Source organism: Gracilibacillus halophilus YIM-C55.5, assembly GCF_000359605.1.
GTDB lineage: Bacteria > Bacillota > Bacilli > Bacillales > Amphibacillaceae > Gracilibacillus > Gracilibacillus halophilus.
This window is the reverse complement of the sequence record NZ_APML01000036.1, coordinates 1-17,342: the sequence shown is the minus strand read 5'-3', so window position 1 is coordinate 17,342 and position 17,342 is coordinate 1. Positions and strand designations below refer to the sequence as shown.

The following is a 17,342-nucleotide window of genomic DNA, read 5'->3' as shown; positions in this document are numbered from 1 at the left end:
TTCAGCAATTTATTCTCAACTTTTTCATTGTTATATGATAAGCACACATATTTATTTGTCCCCTTTCATTCGTCCATACCGAAAAAAAGCTCCTTCATACATTAGTTTATCAGGTAATGTAAAAGGAGGAGTTTTATGAAATCCATTGCGATTATTGGGCTCGGTTATGTTGGACTTCCGCTAGCCGAACTTTTTCTTCAAAATGATTTTACTGTTTATGGCATCGATATAAATGTAAGTCGAATTGAACAAATAAAAGAAAGTCGTTCACAAAATCCTGATGTTGATGAAGCTTTTTTACAACGGATGATAGAAGCGAAACAATTTCATTTAACGACAAAGCCAGAAGCGATAACAGGAGTGGATGCAGTCATTATTTGTGTGCCAACGCCACTGAAGGAGAAAAATGAACCAGATTTATCGTTTGTAGAATCAGCATTTGATCAATTAATGCCACATATCTCAGAAAATCAATTGCTTTGTTTAGAAAGTACGACGTATCCAGGGACGACCGAAGAGGTGTTACTCCCCAAACTTAAGGCATCACGTTGGCAAGTGGGCAAAGACGTCTTCCTTGCTTATTCACCGGAACGAATAAATCCAGGTAGCAATGTCCCGGCTTATACGATTCCTAAAGTTGTTGGCGGAACAACGCAAGCCTGTTTGGAAAAGGCGACTACACTTTATGAGTACGTTTTTGACACGGTTCATCCAGTATCATCGACGCGTGCAGCTGAAATGACAAAAATATTAGAAAACACGCAACGTTTTGTCAATATATCGTTTATCAATGATTTTGCGATGTTATGTGAAAAGATGAATTTAGATGTGAATGAGGTTATTGAAGCAGCAGCGACCAAACCATATGGATTCACAAAGTATTACCCAGGTCCGGGCATTGGTGGCCATTGTATACCAATTGACCCTCATTATTTAGCGTATCAAGCAGAGAAACATCAACATAACCCGTCGTATATCGAAGTATCCGAACAAACCAATCAAGAAGTGCCAGCATATATCGCAAAGAAAATACAACGCTATGTTACAAATCAGGCAGATCGCGTGTTAATTGTCGGTATGTCATATAAACCAGACATTGCTGACGTACGAGAATCGAGTGCAGTAAAAGTGTTAGAAAAATTAGAAGATGATGGTGTTCGATTTGATTATTATGATCCTTTTGTACCCACTGTGAAACATTATCAATCAATGACAGAAGAAGAATTAAAAAAGCAAGATTATGTAGTCACTGTGATCTTAACGGCACATACGAACCTCCCCATTTCATTATTTGAAACCATCAGCGATCATTTGATTCTCCCAGAACAGCTTTATCTCAAGCAAGGGGGAGATCAGTCATGAAACGAATATTAGTGACCGGTGGGGCAGGGTTTATTGGTTCACACCTTATTGATCATCTATTGGATAAAGGATATAGAGTAACAGCGGTTGATAATTTGTCGAATGGATCTACAGACTATTTACAATTGGCCAAAATGAACGAATCCTTTCAACTCATCGTAGGTGATATCTTAAACAAAGAACTCATGGAAAATCTTATGGAAACGCATGATCTCGTATATCATCTGGCAGCCGTGCTTGGTGTAAAAAATACAGTGGATGATCCGTTAAAAGTGATTGAAGGAAATGTAGATGGGACGAAGTTAATCCTAGAATTAGCCTATCAATATCAGAAAAAAGTCATTTTTGCTTCAACCTCTGAAATTTATGGTAGAAATCCAGAGTTACCATATCGTGAAGATTCTGATCGTATTCTTGGTGATCCTTCGATTCATCGCTGGTGCTATGCGACAGCAAAAGCATTAGATGAACATCTATGTTTCGGGTATGCGAAGAAAGGATTGCCTGTTACCATTGTGCGCTTTTTTAATGCTTATGGACCAAGACAGACCAACTCTGATTATGGTGGTGTGGTGCCGATTTTTATTACAAAAGCTTTGAAAGGAGAAGACTTACCCATTCATGGCGACGGGACCCAACTGCGAACGTTCGGTTATATAGGAGATGTTGTTCGCGGGTTAGAACAAGCGATGGAAGACCGTGTCAATGGTGAAGCAATCAATATTGGTGGAACCGAACATCTAACGATTCAACAACTTGCCGAAAAAATTATCGCTTTAACGGGTAGCGATTCCGACTATTTGTATGTTCCATATGAAATTGCATATGGTGAAGGCTATGAAGATATCCCATCTCGCCTACCGTCTATTGATAAGGCGCGAGAATTATTGCATTATTCCCCACGCTATTCGTTAAGCGAAGGATTACTTGAAACCATCCAATGGTATCAAAAACGTATAAAAATCTCGCAGTAATTGATAAAGGGCTGTTTCCGCATCACGGGACAGCCCTTTATCAAATCAACCCTCCATATTATTCTACGACCGGTTCGTAATTAATCACTTCGAGTATAATCGGAGTGCCACTCGCAATATGCGATTCTTCTGGCAAGGTAATTAGTAAGTTGCCAATTCCCGCTTCTCCAGCGGTATATGCGAAATTATCCTCCATTTGCAACATACCATTGATATATACATTGAAATAACTGTTGCTCATATTTAATTCTGGCAATTCATCAGGTGTTTCCCCTGTATCATCTAAGAAGTCACTTACATCAACCTTTATTGTATCTCCCGCCTGCTTTTCTTCTAATGTTTGATGAAAAAAACGTGTCACAACAGGTGCAGTGACAACTTTTGAACCCATTTCATAAGTTGGTTTGATAATTTTTAAGCCCATTTTGTTTTCCTCCTCGATTGATTGCGATCTATTACAACATATGCAACTGCCCGCCTTCTAGGGAAATGTTCCATAAAAAATAGGCACTTCCCTCACCGAATTTTAATCTACAAATATACTATATTTAGAAAGAAGACGATGAGGAAGGTGTGACGAAGAATGAAGAAATCGCAGCCATATTTGTCCCTACCAACCATCTCTACACCAACAATGAAACATATGAAACTTCCGAAAAACGTCGAGATTCTCACGTTTGTAACCACCTCAGACGGCGAGAAGCGAGAATATGACGCAGAAGACCATCATTTATCTGAATCGATCGAGCTATTCGATGTAGAGGAAGTATCTTATATGCTCTTATTTGTCAATGGTATGTTACAGCCATCTACGCATTATACAGTGGCACAAGGAAAGCTCGTCTTTCTTACGGATGATGTACCAGAAAAGAATGTACCGATTATCTTACAAATGGTAAAAGTAAGATAAGTTTGCCTATATCCTTCAGTTATACGTTATCAGCCTACACCAATTCCGCTTTTGTTCAATATAGTTAAGGTAGATGATCTAAAAATAGGAGAGATGTGCATGAAGATATTATTAGCTACCTATTGGCCACTACCTCATGTTGGTGGCGTTTGGACGTATATGAAGCAGCTTCATGAGAAATTAACCGAGTATGGACATGACGTCGATATTATTGGCTATGATGAAGAAAACATTTCGGTTCAGCTATATACAGAAAATCGTGTGTTACCTCGGGAAAAAGTCATTCCACTTATTAATGCAAATGTGAATGAAGATAATTATCCTGATATGTTTTCCAATTTTCTCGTGAAATGGACCGAATTTCAACGGTATGTGTATGAATTAAGTGTGGCTTACTTCGGACTGGAAAAATATGATTTGATTCACACGCAAGACGTAATTTCTACGTTATCGATCAATCGGATTAAACCAGCTAACACCCCGCAGATTGCTACATTACATGGCTCAGTAGCACATGAAATCCGTCGTCAATTAAAAACGGTGCACAAATCGGATACCTCAGACATTGCTAGAGCGTATTATGATGAAGTCGAAAAACTAGGTGCAACGACAGCTGATCATACCATTGTTGCTAATAACTGGATGAAAAATATCCTGACTGAAGAATTTCAAGTGCCAGAAGAACAATTAGAAATCTTGCATTACGGATTTAATACAGAGAAATTTATAAAACGATTGAAAAAGAAACCGAATATTACCAAACCGAAAGAAAAGCAATTAATTTTATTTACCGGACGTCTCGTCGAATTAAAAGGGGTCAATTATTTAATCGAAGCGTTGAAAGAATTAAAGAAGAAACGACAAGACTGGGTGTGTTGGATTGTTGGAACTGGTGAAGAAGAAGAGAATTTACGGCAATTAACAAGAGAACTTGGTCTAGAACAAGAAGTGATTTTCTTAGGTAGACGACAAGATGTCCCTGGTATTGTATCAATGGCTGATTTATTTGTATTACCGACATTAATTGAAAATCAGCCGCTATCGGTCATTGAAGCTCAAGTCGCTGGTAAACCAGTGATTGCAAGTGAAGTGGGTGGTATTCCTGAGATTATTGAACATGGTGTCACAGGGATTCTCACCCCACCAGAAGATGCGTGGAATTTATATAAAAATATTGATCTCTTATTATCCAACAAAAAATATCGCAAAAAATTAGGATCAAATGCGAAGAAGTGGGGAATGTCACACTGGTCGATTGAAAAAGGGATGCGCAACCTTATGAAAATTTATTTAGATCAAATCGAAGCGAAAAAGCAAGGTGAGCCGTATGCGTAATCTGATGGAAAATATAAAATTGTGGTTTCTGTTTACTTTTTGGAAGGTGCGTCATTTTTTTTCGAAAGAAGAGGCGTCACCGACAGGTCCTTTTCTAGAAGATGATGACCATTTTTCTGCGATACCTCAAGAATCGTATCGTCGTTTATTTCAACGAGATCAGATGGAACCCCACATTTATATGAATCAACAAATGTTTGAACGAATCACCAATCGATTACCAAGACATTATCGAATACCGAATCAAACTTCATTGCAAACGATTGAACGAATCGCAGCTTACCGCTTAATCCCAAGAAACAAGAAGCCCGAAAGACTTCCAAAAGAAAATGAAGAAGTCGTCTCTACCGATCACATCGCACAAACGATTCGCGACAAAGTACCTGTCAATTATCAATTTCCCACTCCTTTACTCTCACACCAAACTGTCATGCAAGTAAAGGAGGGGAATCGATGAATGTGATCGTCACTGGAGGGGCTGGTTTTATCGGTTCACACCTCGTTGATCGGCTGATTGATGTAGGGCATGAAGTGCATGTGTTTGATCATTTTCAAGCGGGAAATATAAATCATGTTCATCCGAATGCAATCATCCATGAAATAGATATTGTCACTGATAATCTTGCACCCCTTTTTCAAAAAATACGACCCGATATTGTGTTTCATTTAGCGGCACAAGTCGATATAACCACTTCTGTTGCTCGCCCTGATCAAGATGCTATGGTCAATATTATCGCAACGATTCGATTATTAGAAGCAAGTTGTCAATATCGTGTTAAGAAGTTCATTTTTGCTTCTTCATCAGCAGTCTATGGTGAAGCCACTCAATTGCCGATCACAGAAGCAGAAAGCGTGTGTCCGATTTCTTATTACGGTTTATCAAAACACGCTGCAGAAATGTATATTAAGCAGTTTCACCGTTTATATGGCTTATCTTATACAATTCTCCGATACGGGAATGTGTACGGACCACGACAACCATCAACCGGTGAAGGAGGCGTTGTCGCCATTTTTAACGATCGCATAATAGCGGATCAACCCGTTTATATTTATGGAGATGGTGAGCAAACAAGAGATTTTGTTTATGTGAATGATGTGGTCGATGCCAATATCGCTTCTCTTCGAAAAGGAACCAATCAAACGATACAGATTGGTACAAATGAAGCAACTTCGGTTCGTCAGTTAGTTGACCAATTGGAACAGATTCATCAGCAACAAGTAGAAGTAATTTATAAAGGCGCACGATCTGGAGAAGTGAAAAACAGTTGTCTTGATAACCAAAAAGCTTTCAATGAATTATCGTGGGAACCGATGATTTCAATCAAAGATGGATTATCTAGAACGTATGACTATTTTCGACGACAAACTGTACCTGAGACTTCAAAAAAGCTATAAAAGTAAATGCTAAAAGTAGGTAGCATAAAGGACTTATATATGCTACTTGCTTACATACCCTCTGTTTCTTCGTTATCGCTTCTTTTTAAAATCCATTTTTGTCCTCTTTCACGTATACTATACAAGTTTTCACTTTCACCATATAGTACTGTATACCGAAAAGAAAGGTGGGAGGAAGAATTGTTTAAATTTCGATTTATCATGGATTATTTTCAAATACCAGACGCAAGAGGACCAGTCATAGAAGCGAGTATGCGGGCGAAATGGTTGTCCCGCCTTTGTCCAAAAGATATTGATCTCGCTTTTTCACCAAACCCAAATCAGAAGCCATTATATGATGCTGATCGAGTAAAACTTGTATCCAGAGAAGAACCAGGTTGGTGGAACCACTATTTTTTTAATTACTGGGATTTAGCAAATGCAGGTGAGTACTACAGCTTAGGCCCCAATATTCGTACTGAAAAAAATTGGATAAAACCAGTACCACTCGTTGTTTATTCCCAATTTCATAAAGAATTATTATTAAAAGGGTGGCCTCATTATCCAAAAGATCTGATCAAAATCATTCCCAACATGGTTGACCCAGAAATTTTTTATCCAGGGAGTAAGGCAAAAGAACTTACTGTAGGGTGGATTGGTAATGACGCACCAGACCCTTCAACAAAAGGAGCGGAAGTCATCCCTTATTTGGCGAAAGCGTTCCCTGATGTTCATTTTGTCATGATTTTCGGAAATAAGCCAGATTATGCGCTAAAGTGGATTCCTGATTCACTAGAAAATATTGAAGTGAAGTATCAAGTCCCACACCATCAGATTGCCGATATCATTCGTACTTGGAGTGCATACGTCTCCGGTAGTAAATGGGAAACAGGTGCAACTCATGTCAAAGAAGTAATGGCTTGTGAAATACCAGTGATCGCACCGAATCGTTCAGTCTTTCCAGAGATAGCGCGTTCACAAATGTTACTAGATGGTGTGAGCTGGAAACCATCTGGTGATGATCCCGATTGTCTCGTGTGGACAGATGAATCACTCGATCAATATAAGCAAGCACTTCAAGAATTCATTCAACATCCAAAAAAACGAAGGAGACTTAGCAAAGCTGCTCGAAAGGAAAGCGCAAAGGCATTTCCAGATAAAATTGCTAAAGAATGGTTTGATTTTATGTATCAATGTAAAGGAGTGAAGGAGAATGGAATCAATTAAACGTTTGTGGAAGAAGTTTCAAAACAGGGAGGGGAGTAATGTGCGAAACGACTACAAAGTGACAGTATTAATGCCCTTTTACAATCCGAATCGACAATTTATAAAAGAAGCTATTGAGACAGTGTTTGATCAGACGTATGAGAATTGGGAGTTATTATTAGTCGATGATGGGAGTACAGAACCGTACCGTGAAGCCATTCAACCATTCTTGAATGATCAGCGTGTTCGCCTGATTCAATTGGAAAAAAACATGGGACAATCTAAGGCCATGAATCAAGGTCTACAACAAATTCAGACCCCTTATCTGATTCAGTTGGATAGTGATGACTGGTTTTATCCACACACATTAGAAGTATTAATGCATGCAGCTCGCAAGCAGACAGCTGATGTTGCCGTCATTTCAGGGAATATCCAAATTATTCACGAAGATGCAAACGGCAATCGTTTAATGACTGAAGTGTACAAAGGGCGTCTATTTAAAGATAAGTATGATTTTATGTTAGCAAATACGTCTGTTTGGCCGCGTTTTTATCGGACAGATGCTTTGAAAAGTGTTGGAGGATGGCCGACAGATGATCCACACGAAGGTAGATATTTGGAGGACAAGCGTGTATTGCATCGCTTAATTGAAAAATACCGGTTCTATTGGTTGGATCAAATGCTTTATATGCATCGTCGACATCCAAATAATCATACCAATCAAATTGACAAATATGCAGAAACCGAAGAATGGACAATACGCAATTCTTTGAAACGTTGGGGAGATGAATATGAGCCGAAGATAACCACGTTCGGAAAAGGGTGGAAGAAATTGGATTATCTCATAAGGAAGACCGATGGGGCGATTCGCAAAAATACGCCACCGATTGTCGAGCAAGTACCAACACCACAACCTTCAACCAATACGAAACCGGTAAACAATCAAACAACTCCCTCCACTTCTACTTCTCAACCGAATCGAGACGTAAACCCTTTAGGCACAGCACCGAATACCGGTCCAGGAACTGCACCGGGAACCGGACCAGGAACGTGAGGTGGTACGGATGGCTGATGTAACTGTTGTGCTACCGTTGTTTAACAAAGCGCAATACGTTGCTGAGACAATTGCGTCATTACGCAGGCAGACCACCTCGAATTGGAAGTTGTTAGTGGTTGATGATGCGTCTACTGACCGATCATTAGAATTTGTGAAAGCACATGCACCATCATCCAAAACAACGATTATCGAGAAAAGGACAAATACCGGTATTTGCGATGTGTTAAACACGGCACTCCGGGTAATTGATACACCATTTTTTCTTCAAGTAGATGGTGATGATTGGATCGAGCCCGAGACGATTGAAGTCATGTTGAATGAAATGAAATGCGTTTCCGATCACGTTGGGTTATGTTATGCAAATACAATGCATTGGCATGAAGCAAATGGTTCACTCCAGCTAAACAAAGTGCAACGACATCATCAATTTCTAGACCGATACGATTTTGTCACTTATGATCCGATGGTACAACCAAGATTTTATCGTACGAGTGCTGTCAAAGCTGTAGGCGGGTGGAACATCGATTCACTAACAGGTGGTCGGTATATGGAAGACCGTCGTATGTTATTACAACTACTCGATGAGTATACGTTTCATTATATTGATCGAGACCTTTACCACTTTCGTTATCATCAAACGAATTTAAGCTTGGATCAAAATGCCACGATTTATAACCAAATTCGAAAAATGGAAAGTGAAAAAGCACTGATACGTTGGGGTGATCAATATCGGTTGGAGATGGTAGGTTCGAGTGATCTTTGGCAATCCGTTCAGTTGATTCCAAAAAGAAAGGGTGTGAGACGAATATGGCTGAAGTAACTGTTGTGCTCACATTATATAACAAAGAAAAGTTTGTGAATAGCGCTATTGAAAGTGTATTCAGACAAACGTATAAAAACTGGCACCTATTAATTATTGATGATGCATCTACTGACCGATCAGCTGAAATCGTGAGATCCTATTTACCCCACAAAAAAATAACGTTTCTCCAACTTCGAAGAAATTTACGTCAGGCCCGCGTGCTTAATTATGCGTTAACGAAGGTAAAGACGCCTTACTTGATCCAACTTGACGCCGATGACTGGTTTGAGGAAAGTACACTTCAAACCATGGTGCATCAGGCGAAGCAGCGACCTGACGCAGGATTAATCTATGCTAACCACTATGCTTATTATTATGATGAACAAGACCAATTTGTGAAAAGAGAAGAAGTGAGGCTAGAACCTTATCAAGATGAGTATGATTTAATGAAAAAGATTAACATGGCGATGGTCCCACGTTTCTTTTGGACGGCGAAGCTGAAACATGTTGGCGGTTGGCTCGCGCAAAACGAGGGAGATATGATCGTCGATGATGTTCAAATTGCTTTTCGTTTGGCAAGACAATATCCGCTCATATGGATGGATCAATTTTTATACCATCGACGTAAATATGCCGCAAATATGCAAAAGTTTGAACAAACCAAACCGATGCGTGTCAAATACCGCTATGACTTGTACAACCAGCTACTTCGTGAATGGGGAGAAGAGTATGTTGCCAACTGGCAAGATATTAACGGGAACAAGTATTTAGTATCGATTGAAAAAAATCCATCTTATAAGTTTAAACCAGATTTGCGCTATACAATTGTGATTCCAAATTATAATCATGCACCAACTGTGATTCAGGCGATACGTAGCGCACTGGATCAACGCTTGCAACCAGAAAAAGTACTCATCATTGATGATCAATCAACTGACCAATCTGAATCTGTTATTAGAGATCAGGTAAAAAGCAACAAGATTCAATTTTATCAGATGAAAAAGAATAGTGGTATTTCCACTGTTTTAAATACAGCACTAAAACAAATCCAGACTCCTTATTTTATTCAATTAGACAGTGATGACTGGCTAGATCCAAATGCAGCTAGGAAATTGGTCCAAGGTTTAGCTGCTCAACCAAATGCGGGTATCAGCTATGCGAATCATTATTTATGGAGAGAAAATGACAGTGGTGAACTTGTGAAAAAGCAAGAAGTCATTCAACCAACATTTGCGAATAAATATGATTGGCTTTTGAAGTTAGGTTATATGGTAAATCCAAGATGTTATCGCACGTCAGCAGTTCGTGCAGTAGGCGGCTGGATTATCGATGATCCATGGAAAGGTCGATACTACGAAGATGCACGAATGGTATTACGCCTGGTTGCACGATTTGGATGGGTTCATGTTCCCGAGTTTTTACACAATGTGCGTCACGATGTAAATCGATCGAGTGCAAAGATTAAATATTACAATCACCTACGTAAGACATTTTATGAAAAATTGTTACAAGAGTGGGGTAATGAATACAAACCCATATGGGAAACCGCGCCGACAGGGAGAATTGTACTAAAAGAATTAAATCGATTATAAGTTCGAAAGGCTATCCCGCGAACATGAAACGGGATAGCCTTTCCACATCTATGAATAAGAATATTTTTTATGAGCATTTCTGAATTGTGCTGGTGTTAGATTGGTATGTTTTTTGAAGATTTTTGTAAAATAACTTTGGTCTGTGAAATGAAGCATGCTTGCGATTTGAATTAACGAATCATCGGTGTAAATTATAAACTTCTTTGCTTCATCTATTTTTCGTTTCTGTATATATTCGCTAAGGGTGATGCCAACCTCATGTTTAAATATATTCGAAAGATATTTTGGATTTACTCCGACATGTTGAGCAACCATCGATATAGAAATACCATCAAATAAATGTTTCACAATAAATTTCTGACATTCGCTAATTTTTTTTGAATATTGTTGTCTCTGACTGTGAGCCACTTTTTCAGTGAATTGATACAATACATGTTCTTTAAATGAATGTATTTGACTTGCATTAGACAGTGATTCCAGTTCTTGTATTAATCGATCTCCCAATGAATAAGCTTTTTCTGGATGGACGCCACCATTAATGGCAGCGCGTGTAGCCAAAGTAATCATAGCAATTGTTAAGTTTTTCTCGCTACGCAAATGATCCGATTTCGATAATATGGCATATTCAAAATCTGTTCTCTTACTAAATTCCTTCCAGTAGTGAATCACATGGTTGATATCACCATCTTCTATGTATTGATATACCTTTCGTTCTAATAATGGATCATGATGATACACATTGGGTTCATGCTGTGAAATGAACATATCATTATTTTTCATTACATGATCATTTGATGTCTTCGGCGTTGAATGACCATTCGGCAATGTTTTCGCAAACAAAAGATAATATGTCAGGTTTCCTAAATGAATGAGTTGGTGATCGTGCATAAATTTCAGCGAAAGGTAATAGTTTTCTAATACATCTTGTTTATAGCGCTTCTTCTGTGCGTGTAACATGGATTCGATCTGTTGTTTTTTGGGTTGCGGGTTTACGATTGGTCCAATGAATATTTGACCAAGTGAGCATTGATTTTCGTTGCAAGGGATAGCTAACACTTTTTCAAAAAACTCGGTTTCAATGATTTGAATGCTTGAAACGCTATTATTCAAAGAATCGATATAATGATCGACTGATTGGAATAGTGGATGAATGGATGGATTCGTCAACGTTGTATATAAGATGTTCCCTTGTTGGTCGAGTAAGGTGAAGGGGACGGGGATCAAGTCGTGTAACGATTCCAGTACGTTTTGTTTTTCCTGAGTGAGCGGAGTTTCCATCATGATGATCACCACACAATAAGGTATTTTTTGAAACCGCATACATTTTTAATGAATACATACCAAAGATCTAACTTTTCTTATATGAAATATTGTAGCATTTATTTATAATTCAAACAACAACTTCATCTATCAAGTTGTTTGTATGGTCATTTTATTATCAAAAAGGGGTGCTACAGATGAAAAGAATTTATGTATTATTATTTTGTTCGTTCGTGTTTTTGTTATTGGTTGCCTGTAGTTCTGATAATAGTGGAGAAGATGTCACAATGCCTGATGATCCAGAAGAAGTTAGCGGTGATATTACTGTGTGGGCATGGGCGCTTGAAGCAATTACTTAGAGAAAGATGTACTGCCTGCTTTTAAAGAAAAGTATCCAAATGTAAACGTTACCGTCGAAAGTAGTGGAGTTGATCAAGTTTATCAAAAGTTAAGTGCTGGTTTTTCTAGTGGTGGAAGTGGTTTGCCAGATGTCACCCAAATTGAAAATAACCGGATCGCTTCATTTACTGAACAATTTCCAGATGCTTTTACGAATTTATCAGAAATGGGATACGACGAGCATGCTGATAAGTTTCCAGAAGCAAAATTGGAAGGTTTGAAAGATGCGGAAGGAAATATTATCGCGATGCCAAGAGATTTAGGGCCAGTTGGTTTGATGTACCGTGTCGATATATTTAAAGAAGCTGGCGTCGACCCGACAAGTATTAAAACATGGGATGATTATATTGAAGCTGGTAAAAAAGTAGTCGATCATACCGGAAATTACTTATTAGGTGGCTATGATGATAACTTGTTAAGGGTCATGATGCAGCAACAAGGTTCTTACTATTTCAATGAGGAAGGTAAATTAAATATCACGTCAGAAGCTGGTCAGAAAGCGGCTGATGTATTACAGCGCTTAAAAGATGAAGAATTAATTACTTTTACAAATAACTGGGATGGTCATGTAGCTGCAATGAAAAACGGAGAAGTGGCCACTCAACCAGGTGCCGTATGGTGGAGTGGGACGATGATTGAACAAATGCCAGAATTGTCAGGTAAATGGGATATGGTTCCATTACCAGCTATGGAAGAAGGCGGAACAAGAGCTTCGAATAATGGTGGTTCGGCATTAGGTGTCCCGAGCTCATCAGACAATAAAGCTGCGGCCTATGCATTTGCAGAATTTGCTACTACTGATGTAGATTCACAAATTAAAGCATTACAGAATAGAGGTTTATTTCCGGCATTAACAACGGCCTATGAAGAACCTGAATTTTCAGAGAATCAAGAGTATTTTAATAATGAACCTTTCTTCCAGAAGTTTGCTGAAGTCGTTCCAGAAATCCCGGCTGTTAATCATGATGGGGCAGAACTCGAAGTCAGAAGTATTATGGGAAGTGAAATCGAAGCATTCATGCTTGAGGATAAACCGGCAGCAGACATGCTAGAAGAAGGTGAGAACAGAGCATCGCAACAGACGAGTAAGGAAACAACAAATTAAAAAATGATGCGAGCTGACTGATCGTCGGCTCGCTCTCATTCCTTTCAATTTTAGGGGGGGTTCGATGGCTGTTCAGGCAGAGAAAAAAGAAAAACGGAAATGGATTACACCGAAAACGGCACCATATTTTTTTCTATTCCCAGCTGTATTGTTATTTTTAGCATTTATGGTCTATCCAATTATAGCGTCTTTAATTCTAAGTTTTCAAACGAGAGTAGAGGGCGTTTATCAGTTTTCAGGATTAGATAATTATATCCGATTATTTAGCGATCCGATTTTTTACAAAGCACTTGGAAATACGTTTATTATTTTATTTGTTCAAGTACCGATTATGTTGTTTATTGCATTACTATTAGCCGTATTTTTGAATGTGAAATTTTTAAGAGCTAGAGCCTTTTATCGTGTGTCATTTTTCACACCTGCAGTAACTTCATTGGTTGCAGCATCAATTATCTTTATCTTACTGTTAAACACTGATTACGGTTTAGTCAATTTTATCTTAGCATCGATTGGCTTGGAAAAAGTGGAATGGCTCACCAACAGCTTTTGGGCGCGTGTTTCATTAATCTTAGTCACCACGTGGCGTTGGGCGGGTTATAACATGGTCATATTACTAGCTGGTTTGCAAAATATCCCAAACGATTTATATGAGGCAGCTAGTATCGATGGAGCAAGCCAAATACGAAAATTCTTTCATATAACGATTCCGCAATTAAAACCGGTATTGTTATTCACTTTCGTCTTATCAACCATTGGAACCTTCCAATTATTTGATGAGCCTTATAACTTAACGAATGGTGGTCCGAACAATGCGACCTTAACCATTACGTATTATTTATATAACCAAGGCTTTAATTACTTTGACTTTGGCTATGCATCAGCGATTGCTATATTATCGTATTATTTATCGCTGTTTTATCATGGATACAATTTAAGGTGGTGAAGGACGAATGATGGACAATCAACAATCAGTGTTACGAAGAGTACTGTTACATGGTCTGTTAATTGTAGGAGTTATTTTCTCAATTGGTCCATTTTATTGGATGGTTGTAGGAGCTACCAATCCTTCTGGGGAAATATTAAGCTCACCACCGACAATCTTGCCAGGTAGTTATTTGGTAGAGAATATGACAAATTTACACGATGCGATCCCGATTTTGCGAAATTTGTTCAATTCAATTGTCATTGCGGTCATATTCGTTTTTGCTAGTCTACTCGTTTGTTCAGCTGCAGGTTATGCTTTTGCGAAGTATGATTTCAAGGGGAATCGCGTTATTTTTGCTAGTTTCTTATTAGCGATGATGATTCCATATCAAGCAACGATTATTCCATTGTTTCAATTATTCTCGGCATTGGATTGGATTAACACATATCGAGCGGTGATACTGCCACAAGTTTGTTATCCATTTGCGATCTTCTTAATTCGGCAAAATATGAAAGGAATACCCGATTCAATGATTGAAGCGGCGCGGATTGATGGTGCAGGTGAAATTTCGATTTTCTTTAAATTAGCATTGCCAACCATGAAGCCAGCTTTAGCTGCGGTAGGGATCTTTTTATTTACACACCAATGGAATAATTTTATGTGGCCTTTAATTGTAATGACAACACAAGAAAATTACACATTACCAGTTGCGCTATCTACATTAGCAGGGCTAAATTCGATTGATTATGGACAATTAATGTTAGGAACAGCTATTTCCGTCGTACCGATCATGGTGGTGTTTTTAATCTTACAAAAACATTTTGTCTCTGGTATTTTAGGTGGTTCTGTCAAAGAATAAGAGATAAAAAGGAGCAAATATATGATACATGATGTGTTAAATGAAAAAGAAATCACGCTAGGAGTCTGTTATTATCCTGAACATTGGCCAAAGGATTTGTGGGAGAGCGATTTTCAGAGAATGAAAGAATTAGGGTTTACTTATGTTCGGATGGGAGAATTTGCGTGGACGATATTTGAACCAGAAGAAGGAATCTATGATTTTACTTTATTTGACGAAGCGATTGAGGTCGCCAAGAAGTATGATTTGAAAGTGATTATGGGGACACCAACAGCTACGCCACCGGTATGGGTAACGGAGAAATATCCTGAAGTATTAAATGTGTCGCAATCCGGTGTTCAGTTTAAGCATGGGGCTAGAAGGCATTACAATTATAATTCAGAGAAATATCAAGAGCTATCAGCGAACATTGTTAATCAAATGGCAGCACATTTCAAGGATCATCCAACGGTTGTTGGGTGGCAAATTGATAATGAGTTAAATTGTGAGATTAATGTGTTTTATTCTGATGCCGATCATCATCAATTTCGTCAATGGGTGAAAAGAAAATACCAAACATTAGATCAGTTGAATGACGCTTGGGGAACGGTATTTTGGAATCAGACGTACACAAGTTGGGAGCAAGTCTATTTAACACAGCCAACCGTAAATGATTCACATAATCCGCACCAAGCATTGGATGAGAAGAGGTTTTTTTCCGATAGTGCGATTGCTTTTGCCAAATTACAGGCAGATGTGATTCGTTCGCATACGAATACACAGTGGATTACGACGAATGGGATGTTTAAGCATTTAGATAATCATCAGTTAACACAAAATGTATTAGATTTTTATGCGTATGATTCTTATCCGAATTTTAATAAGATTATACCGGATGATTCAAAGAAACCTTTACAAGATCGAAAATGGAGTTTCAATTTGAGTAATGTCCGCAGTTTTGGCGGAAACTTTGCCATCTTTGAGCAACAAGCAGGACCAGGTGGTTGGGTGAATCGAATTGAACAGCCGACACCGAAACCGGGACAACTGCGACTATGGACATATCAATCGATCGCCCACGGAGCGGATCAGATTCTATATTTCCGCTGGCGAACCGCAACAAAAGGTTCAGAGATTTATTGGCATGGTATCAATGATTATCATAACCAGAGAAATCGAAGGATTGATGAAATTGACCAAGTCAGTCATGAGATCAAGAAGATTGGCTCATCCTTGGTTGGTTCATCGTATCAAGCGAAAGCAGCGATCGTTATTGATTATCAAAATGAATGGGATGGTGAAGTGGATCGTTGGTATGGGGACTTTATCGATCAAAGTCAGGAAGCTTGGTTTAAAGCATTTCAATATCAACATATTCCGGTTGACCTGTTAAATATAGAACAAGCGAAGACGGTCGAAGATTTGAACGGCTATCAAGTATTGATTTATCCACATGCTGCTATCTTAACGAAGGAAACCGCAAACTTATTTTCAGAATATGTCAAGCAAGGTGGCACGGCAATCTTTGGCTGTAGAACAGGTTATAAAGATTTGACAGGTCAAACGTATATGATGAAGCACCCTGGGTATTTGGCTGATCTGACAGGGAGTACAGTAGAAGAATATACGTTGATCAGTCCTTTACAAGAGCGTCCGACTGTTTCTTTATTTCACGGAGACCCTGTTACAACGGAAGGATTCAATGAAGTGTTGTCACTCGAAGATAGCGATGTTGAAATGATTGGTTCTTTTGACAATGCCTATTATAGAGGAAAACCAGCAGCTACGAAACGCAAGTTCGGTCAAGGATACGCTTATTATTTTGGCGGTGTATTTTCGTATGATATCGCTGAACAAATGTTACAAGATCTTCATATTCAGCGTTCAGATGCTTTGTCATTGCCAGAAAAAGTAGAAATAGCCATTAGAGTGAAAGAAAACCGAACCTTTTATATACTTTTAAATTTTGCCTCGAGCGACCAGTTAATCACCATCCATCAAAAAATGGTTAATATTGTAAAAGAACAAGTTTTACGAGGTGATTATATAATGAAAGCTTATGATGTATTGGTACTGGAATCACAGTAGCTTGTATTAAGGTGTAAATGAGTGAAACAGAGTGAAAACAATAGGATATTTGCATCGAAAACGGATATATGAGTCAAACAGGTGAAGCGAGAGCGGTTGTTTGTATCGAAAAAGG

At 38.6% G+C, this 17,342-nt stretch carries 17 protein-coding genes; 15 read left to right on the top strand and 2 right to left on the bottom strand.

Going from position 1 to position 17,342, the window contains the following annotated elements:
• Positions 1–135: 135 nt before the first annotated feature.
• Both J416_RS09405 and J416_RS09400 read left to right on the top strand, forming a co-directional pair.
• Positions 136–1,362 carry a nucleotide sugar dehydrogenase gene (locus J416_RS09405; RefSeq protein ID WP_003469411.1) on the top strand — a complete coding sequence of 409 codons (1,227 nt, stop codon included), beginning with the start codon at positions 136–138 and terminating at the stop codon, positions 1,360–1,362.
• A complete protein-coding gene (locus J416_RS09400; RefSeq protein ID WP_003469408.1) occupies positions 1,359–2,336 on the top strand; it encodes an NAD-dependent epimerase/dehydratase family protein in 978 nt (325 codons plus the stop codon). Before J416_RS09405 ends, J416_RS09400 begins: the two co-directional genes overlap by 4 nt.
• Before the next feature lie 58 nt (positions 2,337–2,394).
• Here the strand turns inward: J416_RS09400 and J416_RS09395 are convergent, their stop codons facing one another.
• A complete protein-coding gene (locus J416_RS09395) occupies positions 2,395–2,760 on the bottom strand; it encodes a DUF4183 domain-containing protein (protein WP_003469405.1) in 366 nt (121 codons plus the stop codon).
• Positions 2,761–2,919: 159 nt separating this feature from the next.
• Between J416_RS09395 and J416_RS09390 the strand changes: the two genes are divergently transcribed.
• The 8 genes from J416_RS09390 to J416_RS09355 all read left to right on the top strand — a co-directional run bounded on the left by J416_RS09390 (position 2,920) and on the right by J416_RS09355 (position 10,612).
• Positions 2,920–3,246: a DUF4183 domain-containing protein gene (locus tag J416_RS09390; RefSeq protein ID WP_003469404.1), complete on the top strand. Its 327-nt coding sequence runs from the start codon at positions 2,920–2,922 to the stop codon at positions 3,244–3,246.
• A gap of 99 nt (positions 3,247–3,345) precedes the next feature.
• The gene (locus J416_RS09385) at positions 3,346–4,581 is read left to right on the top strand and encodes a glycosyltransferase family 4 protein (protein ID WP_003469397.1); all 1,236 of its coding nucleotides are present in this window, start codon (positions 3,346–3,348) and stop codon (positions 4,579–4,581) included.
• Positions 4,574–5,038 (top strand): hypothetical protein, encoded by a 465-nt coding sequence (locus J416_RS09380; protein ID WP_003469393.1) that lies wholly within the window; start codon positions 4,574–4,576, stop codon positions 5,036–5,038. Before J416_RS09385 ends, J416_RS09380 begins: the two co-directional genes overlap by 8 nt.
• Positions 5,035–5,976: an NAD-dependent epimerase/dehydratase family protein gene (locus tag J416_RS09375; RefSeq protein ID WP_003469392.1), complete on the top strand. Its 942-nt coding sequence runs from the start codon at positions 5,035–5,037 to the stop codon at positions 5,974–5,976. The genes J416_RS09380 and J416_RS09375 overlap by 4 nt, the downstream gene beginning before the upstream one ends.
• A 180-nt stretch (positions 5,977–6,156) precedes the next feature.
• The gene (locus J416_RS09370; protein ID WP_003469390.1) at positions 6,157–7,182 is read left to right on the top strand and encodes a glycosyltransferase family 4 protein; all 1,026 of its coding nucleotides are present in this window, start codon (positions 6,157–6,159) and stop codon (positions 7,180–7,182) included.
• Entirely contained in the window at positions 7,169–8,215 is a 1,047-nt protein-coding gene (locus tag J416_RS09365; RefSeq protein ID WP_003469388.1) for a glycosyltransferase family 2 protein, read from the top strand. The genes J416_RS09370 and J416_RS09365 overlap by 14 nt, the downstream gene beginning before the upstream one ends.
• Positions 8,216–8,225: 10 nt before the next feature.
• Positions 8,226–9,038, top strand: a complete 813-nt coding sequence (locus J416_RS09360) for a glycosyltransferase family 2 protein (RefSeq protein WP_003469386.1) — start codon at positions 8,226–8,228, stop codon at positions 9,036–9,038.
• On the top strand, positions 9,026–10,612 hold the full coding sequence (locus tag J416_RS09355; RefSeq protein ID WP_003469382.1) for a glycosyltransferase family 2 protein: 1,587 nt from the start codon (positions 9,026–9,028) through the stop codon (positions 10,610–10,612). The genes J416_RS09360 and J416_RS09355 overlap by 13 nt, the downstream gene beginning before the upstream one ends.
• A gap of 48 nt (positions 10,613–10,660) precedes the next feature.
• Here J416_RS09355 and J416_RS09350 read toward each other — a convergent pair whose 3' ends face one another.
• A complete protein-coding gene (locus tag J416_RS09350; protein WP_169331768.1) occupies positions 10,661–11,893 on the bottom strand; it encodes an AraC family transcriptional regulator in 1,233 nt (410 codons plus the stop codon).
• Positions 11,894–12,069: 176 nt separating this feature from the next.
• Here J416_RS09350 and J416_RS15785 point away from each other — a divergent pair, with 176 nt between their 5' ends.
• The 5 genes from J416_RS15785 to J416_RS09330 all read left to right on the top strand — a co-directional run bounded on the left by J416_RS15785 (position 12,070) and on the right by J416_RS09330 (position 17,227).
• The gene (locus J416_RS15785) at positions 12,070–12,231 is read left to right on the top strand and encodes a hypothetical protein (RefSeq protein ID WP_156809567.1); all 162 of its coding nucleotides are present in this window, start codon (positions 12,070–12,072) and stop codon (positions 12,229–12,231) included.
• A gap of 11 nt (positions 12,232–12,242) precedes the next feature.
• Complete coding sequence (locus J416_RS09345; RefSeq protein ID WP_083875565.1) at positions 12,243–13,376, top strand: ABC transporter substrate-binding protein; 1,134 nt, start codon at positions 12,243–12,245, stop codon at positions 13,374–13,376.
• 64 nt (positions 13,377–13,440) lie between these two features.
• The gene (locus J416_RS09340; RefSeq protein WP_003469374.1) at positions 13,441–14,319 is read left to right on the top strand and encodes a carbohydrate ABC transporter permease; all 879 of its coding nucleotides are present in this window, start codon (positions 13,441–13,443) and stop codon (positions 14,317–14,319) included.
• A 7-nt stretch (positions 14,320–14,326) separates the two neighbouring features.
• The gene (locus J416_RS09335) at positions 14,327–15,160 is read left to right on the top strand and encodes a carbohydrate ABC transporter permease (RefSeq protein WP_003469372.1); all 834 of its coding nucleotides are present in this window, start codon (positions 14,327–14,329) and stop codon (positions 15,158–15,160) included.
• Between the two features lie 21 nt (positions 15,161–15,181).
• Entirely contained in the window at positions 15,182–17,227 is a 2,046-nt protein-coding gene (locus J416_RS09330; protein WP_003469369.1) for a beta-galactosidase, read from the top strand.
• Positions 17,228–17,342: the final 115 nt, after the last annotated feature.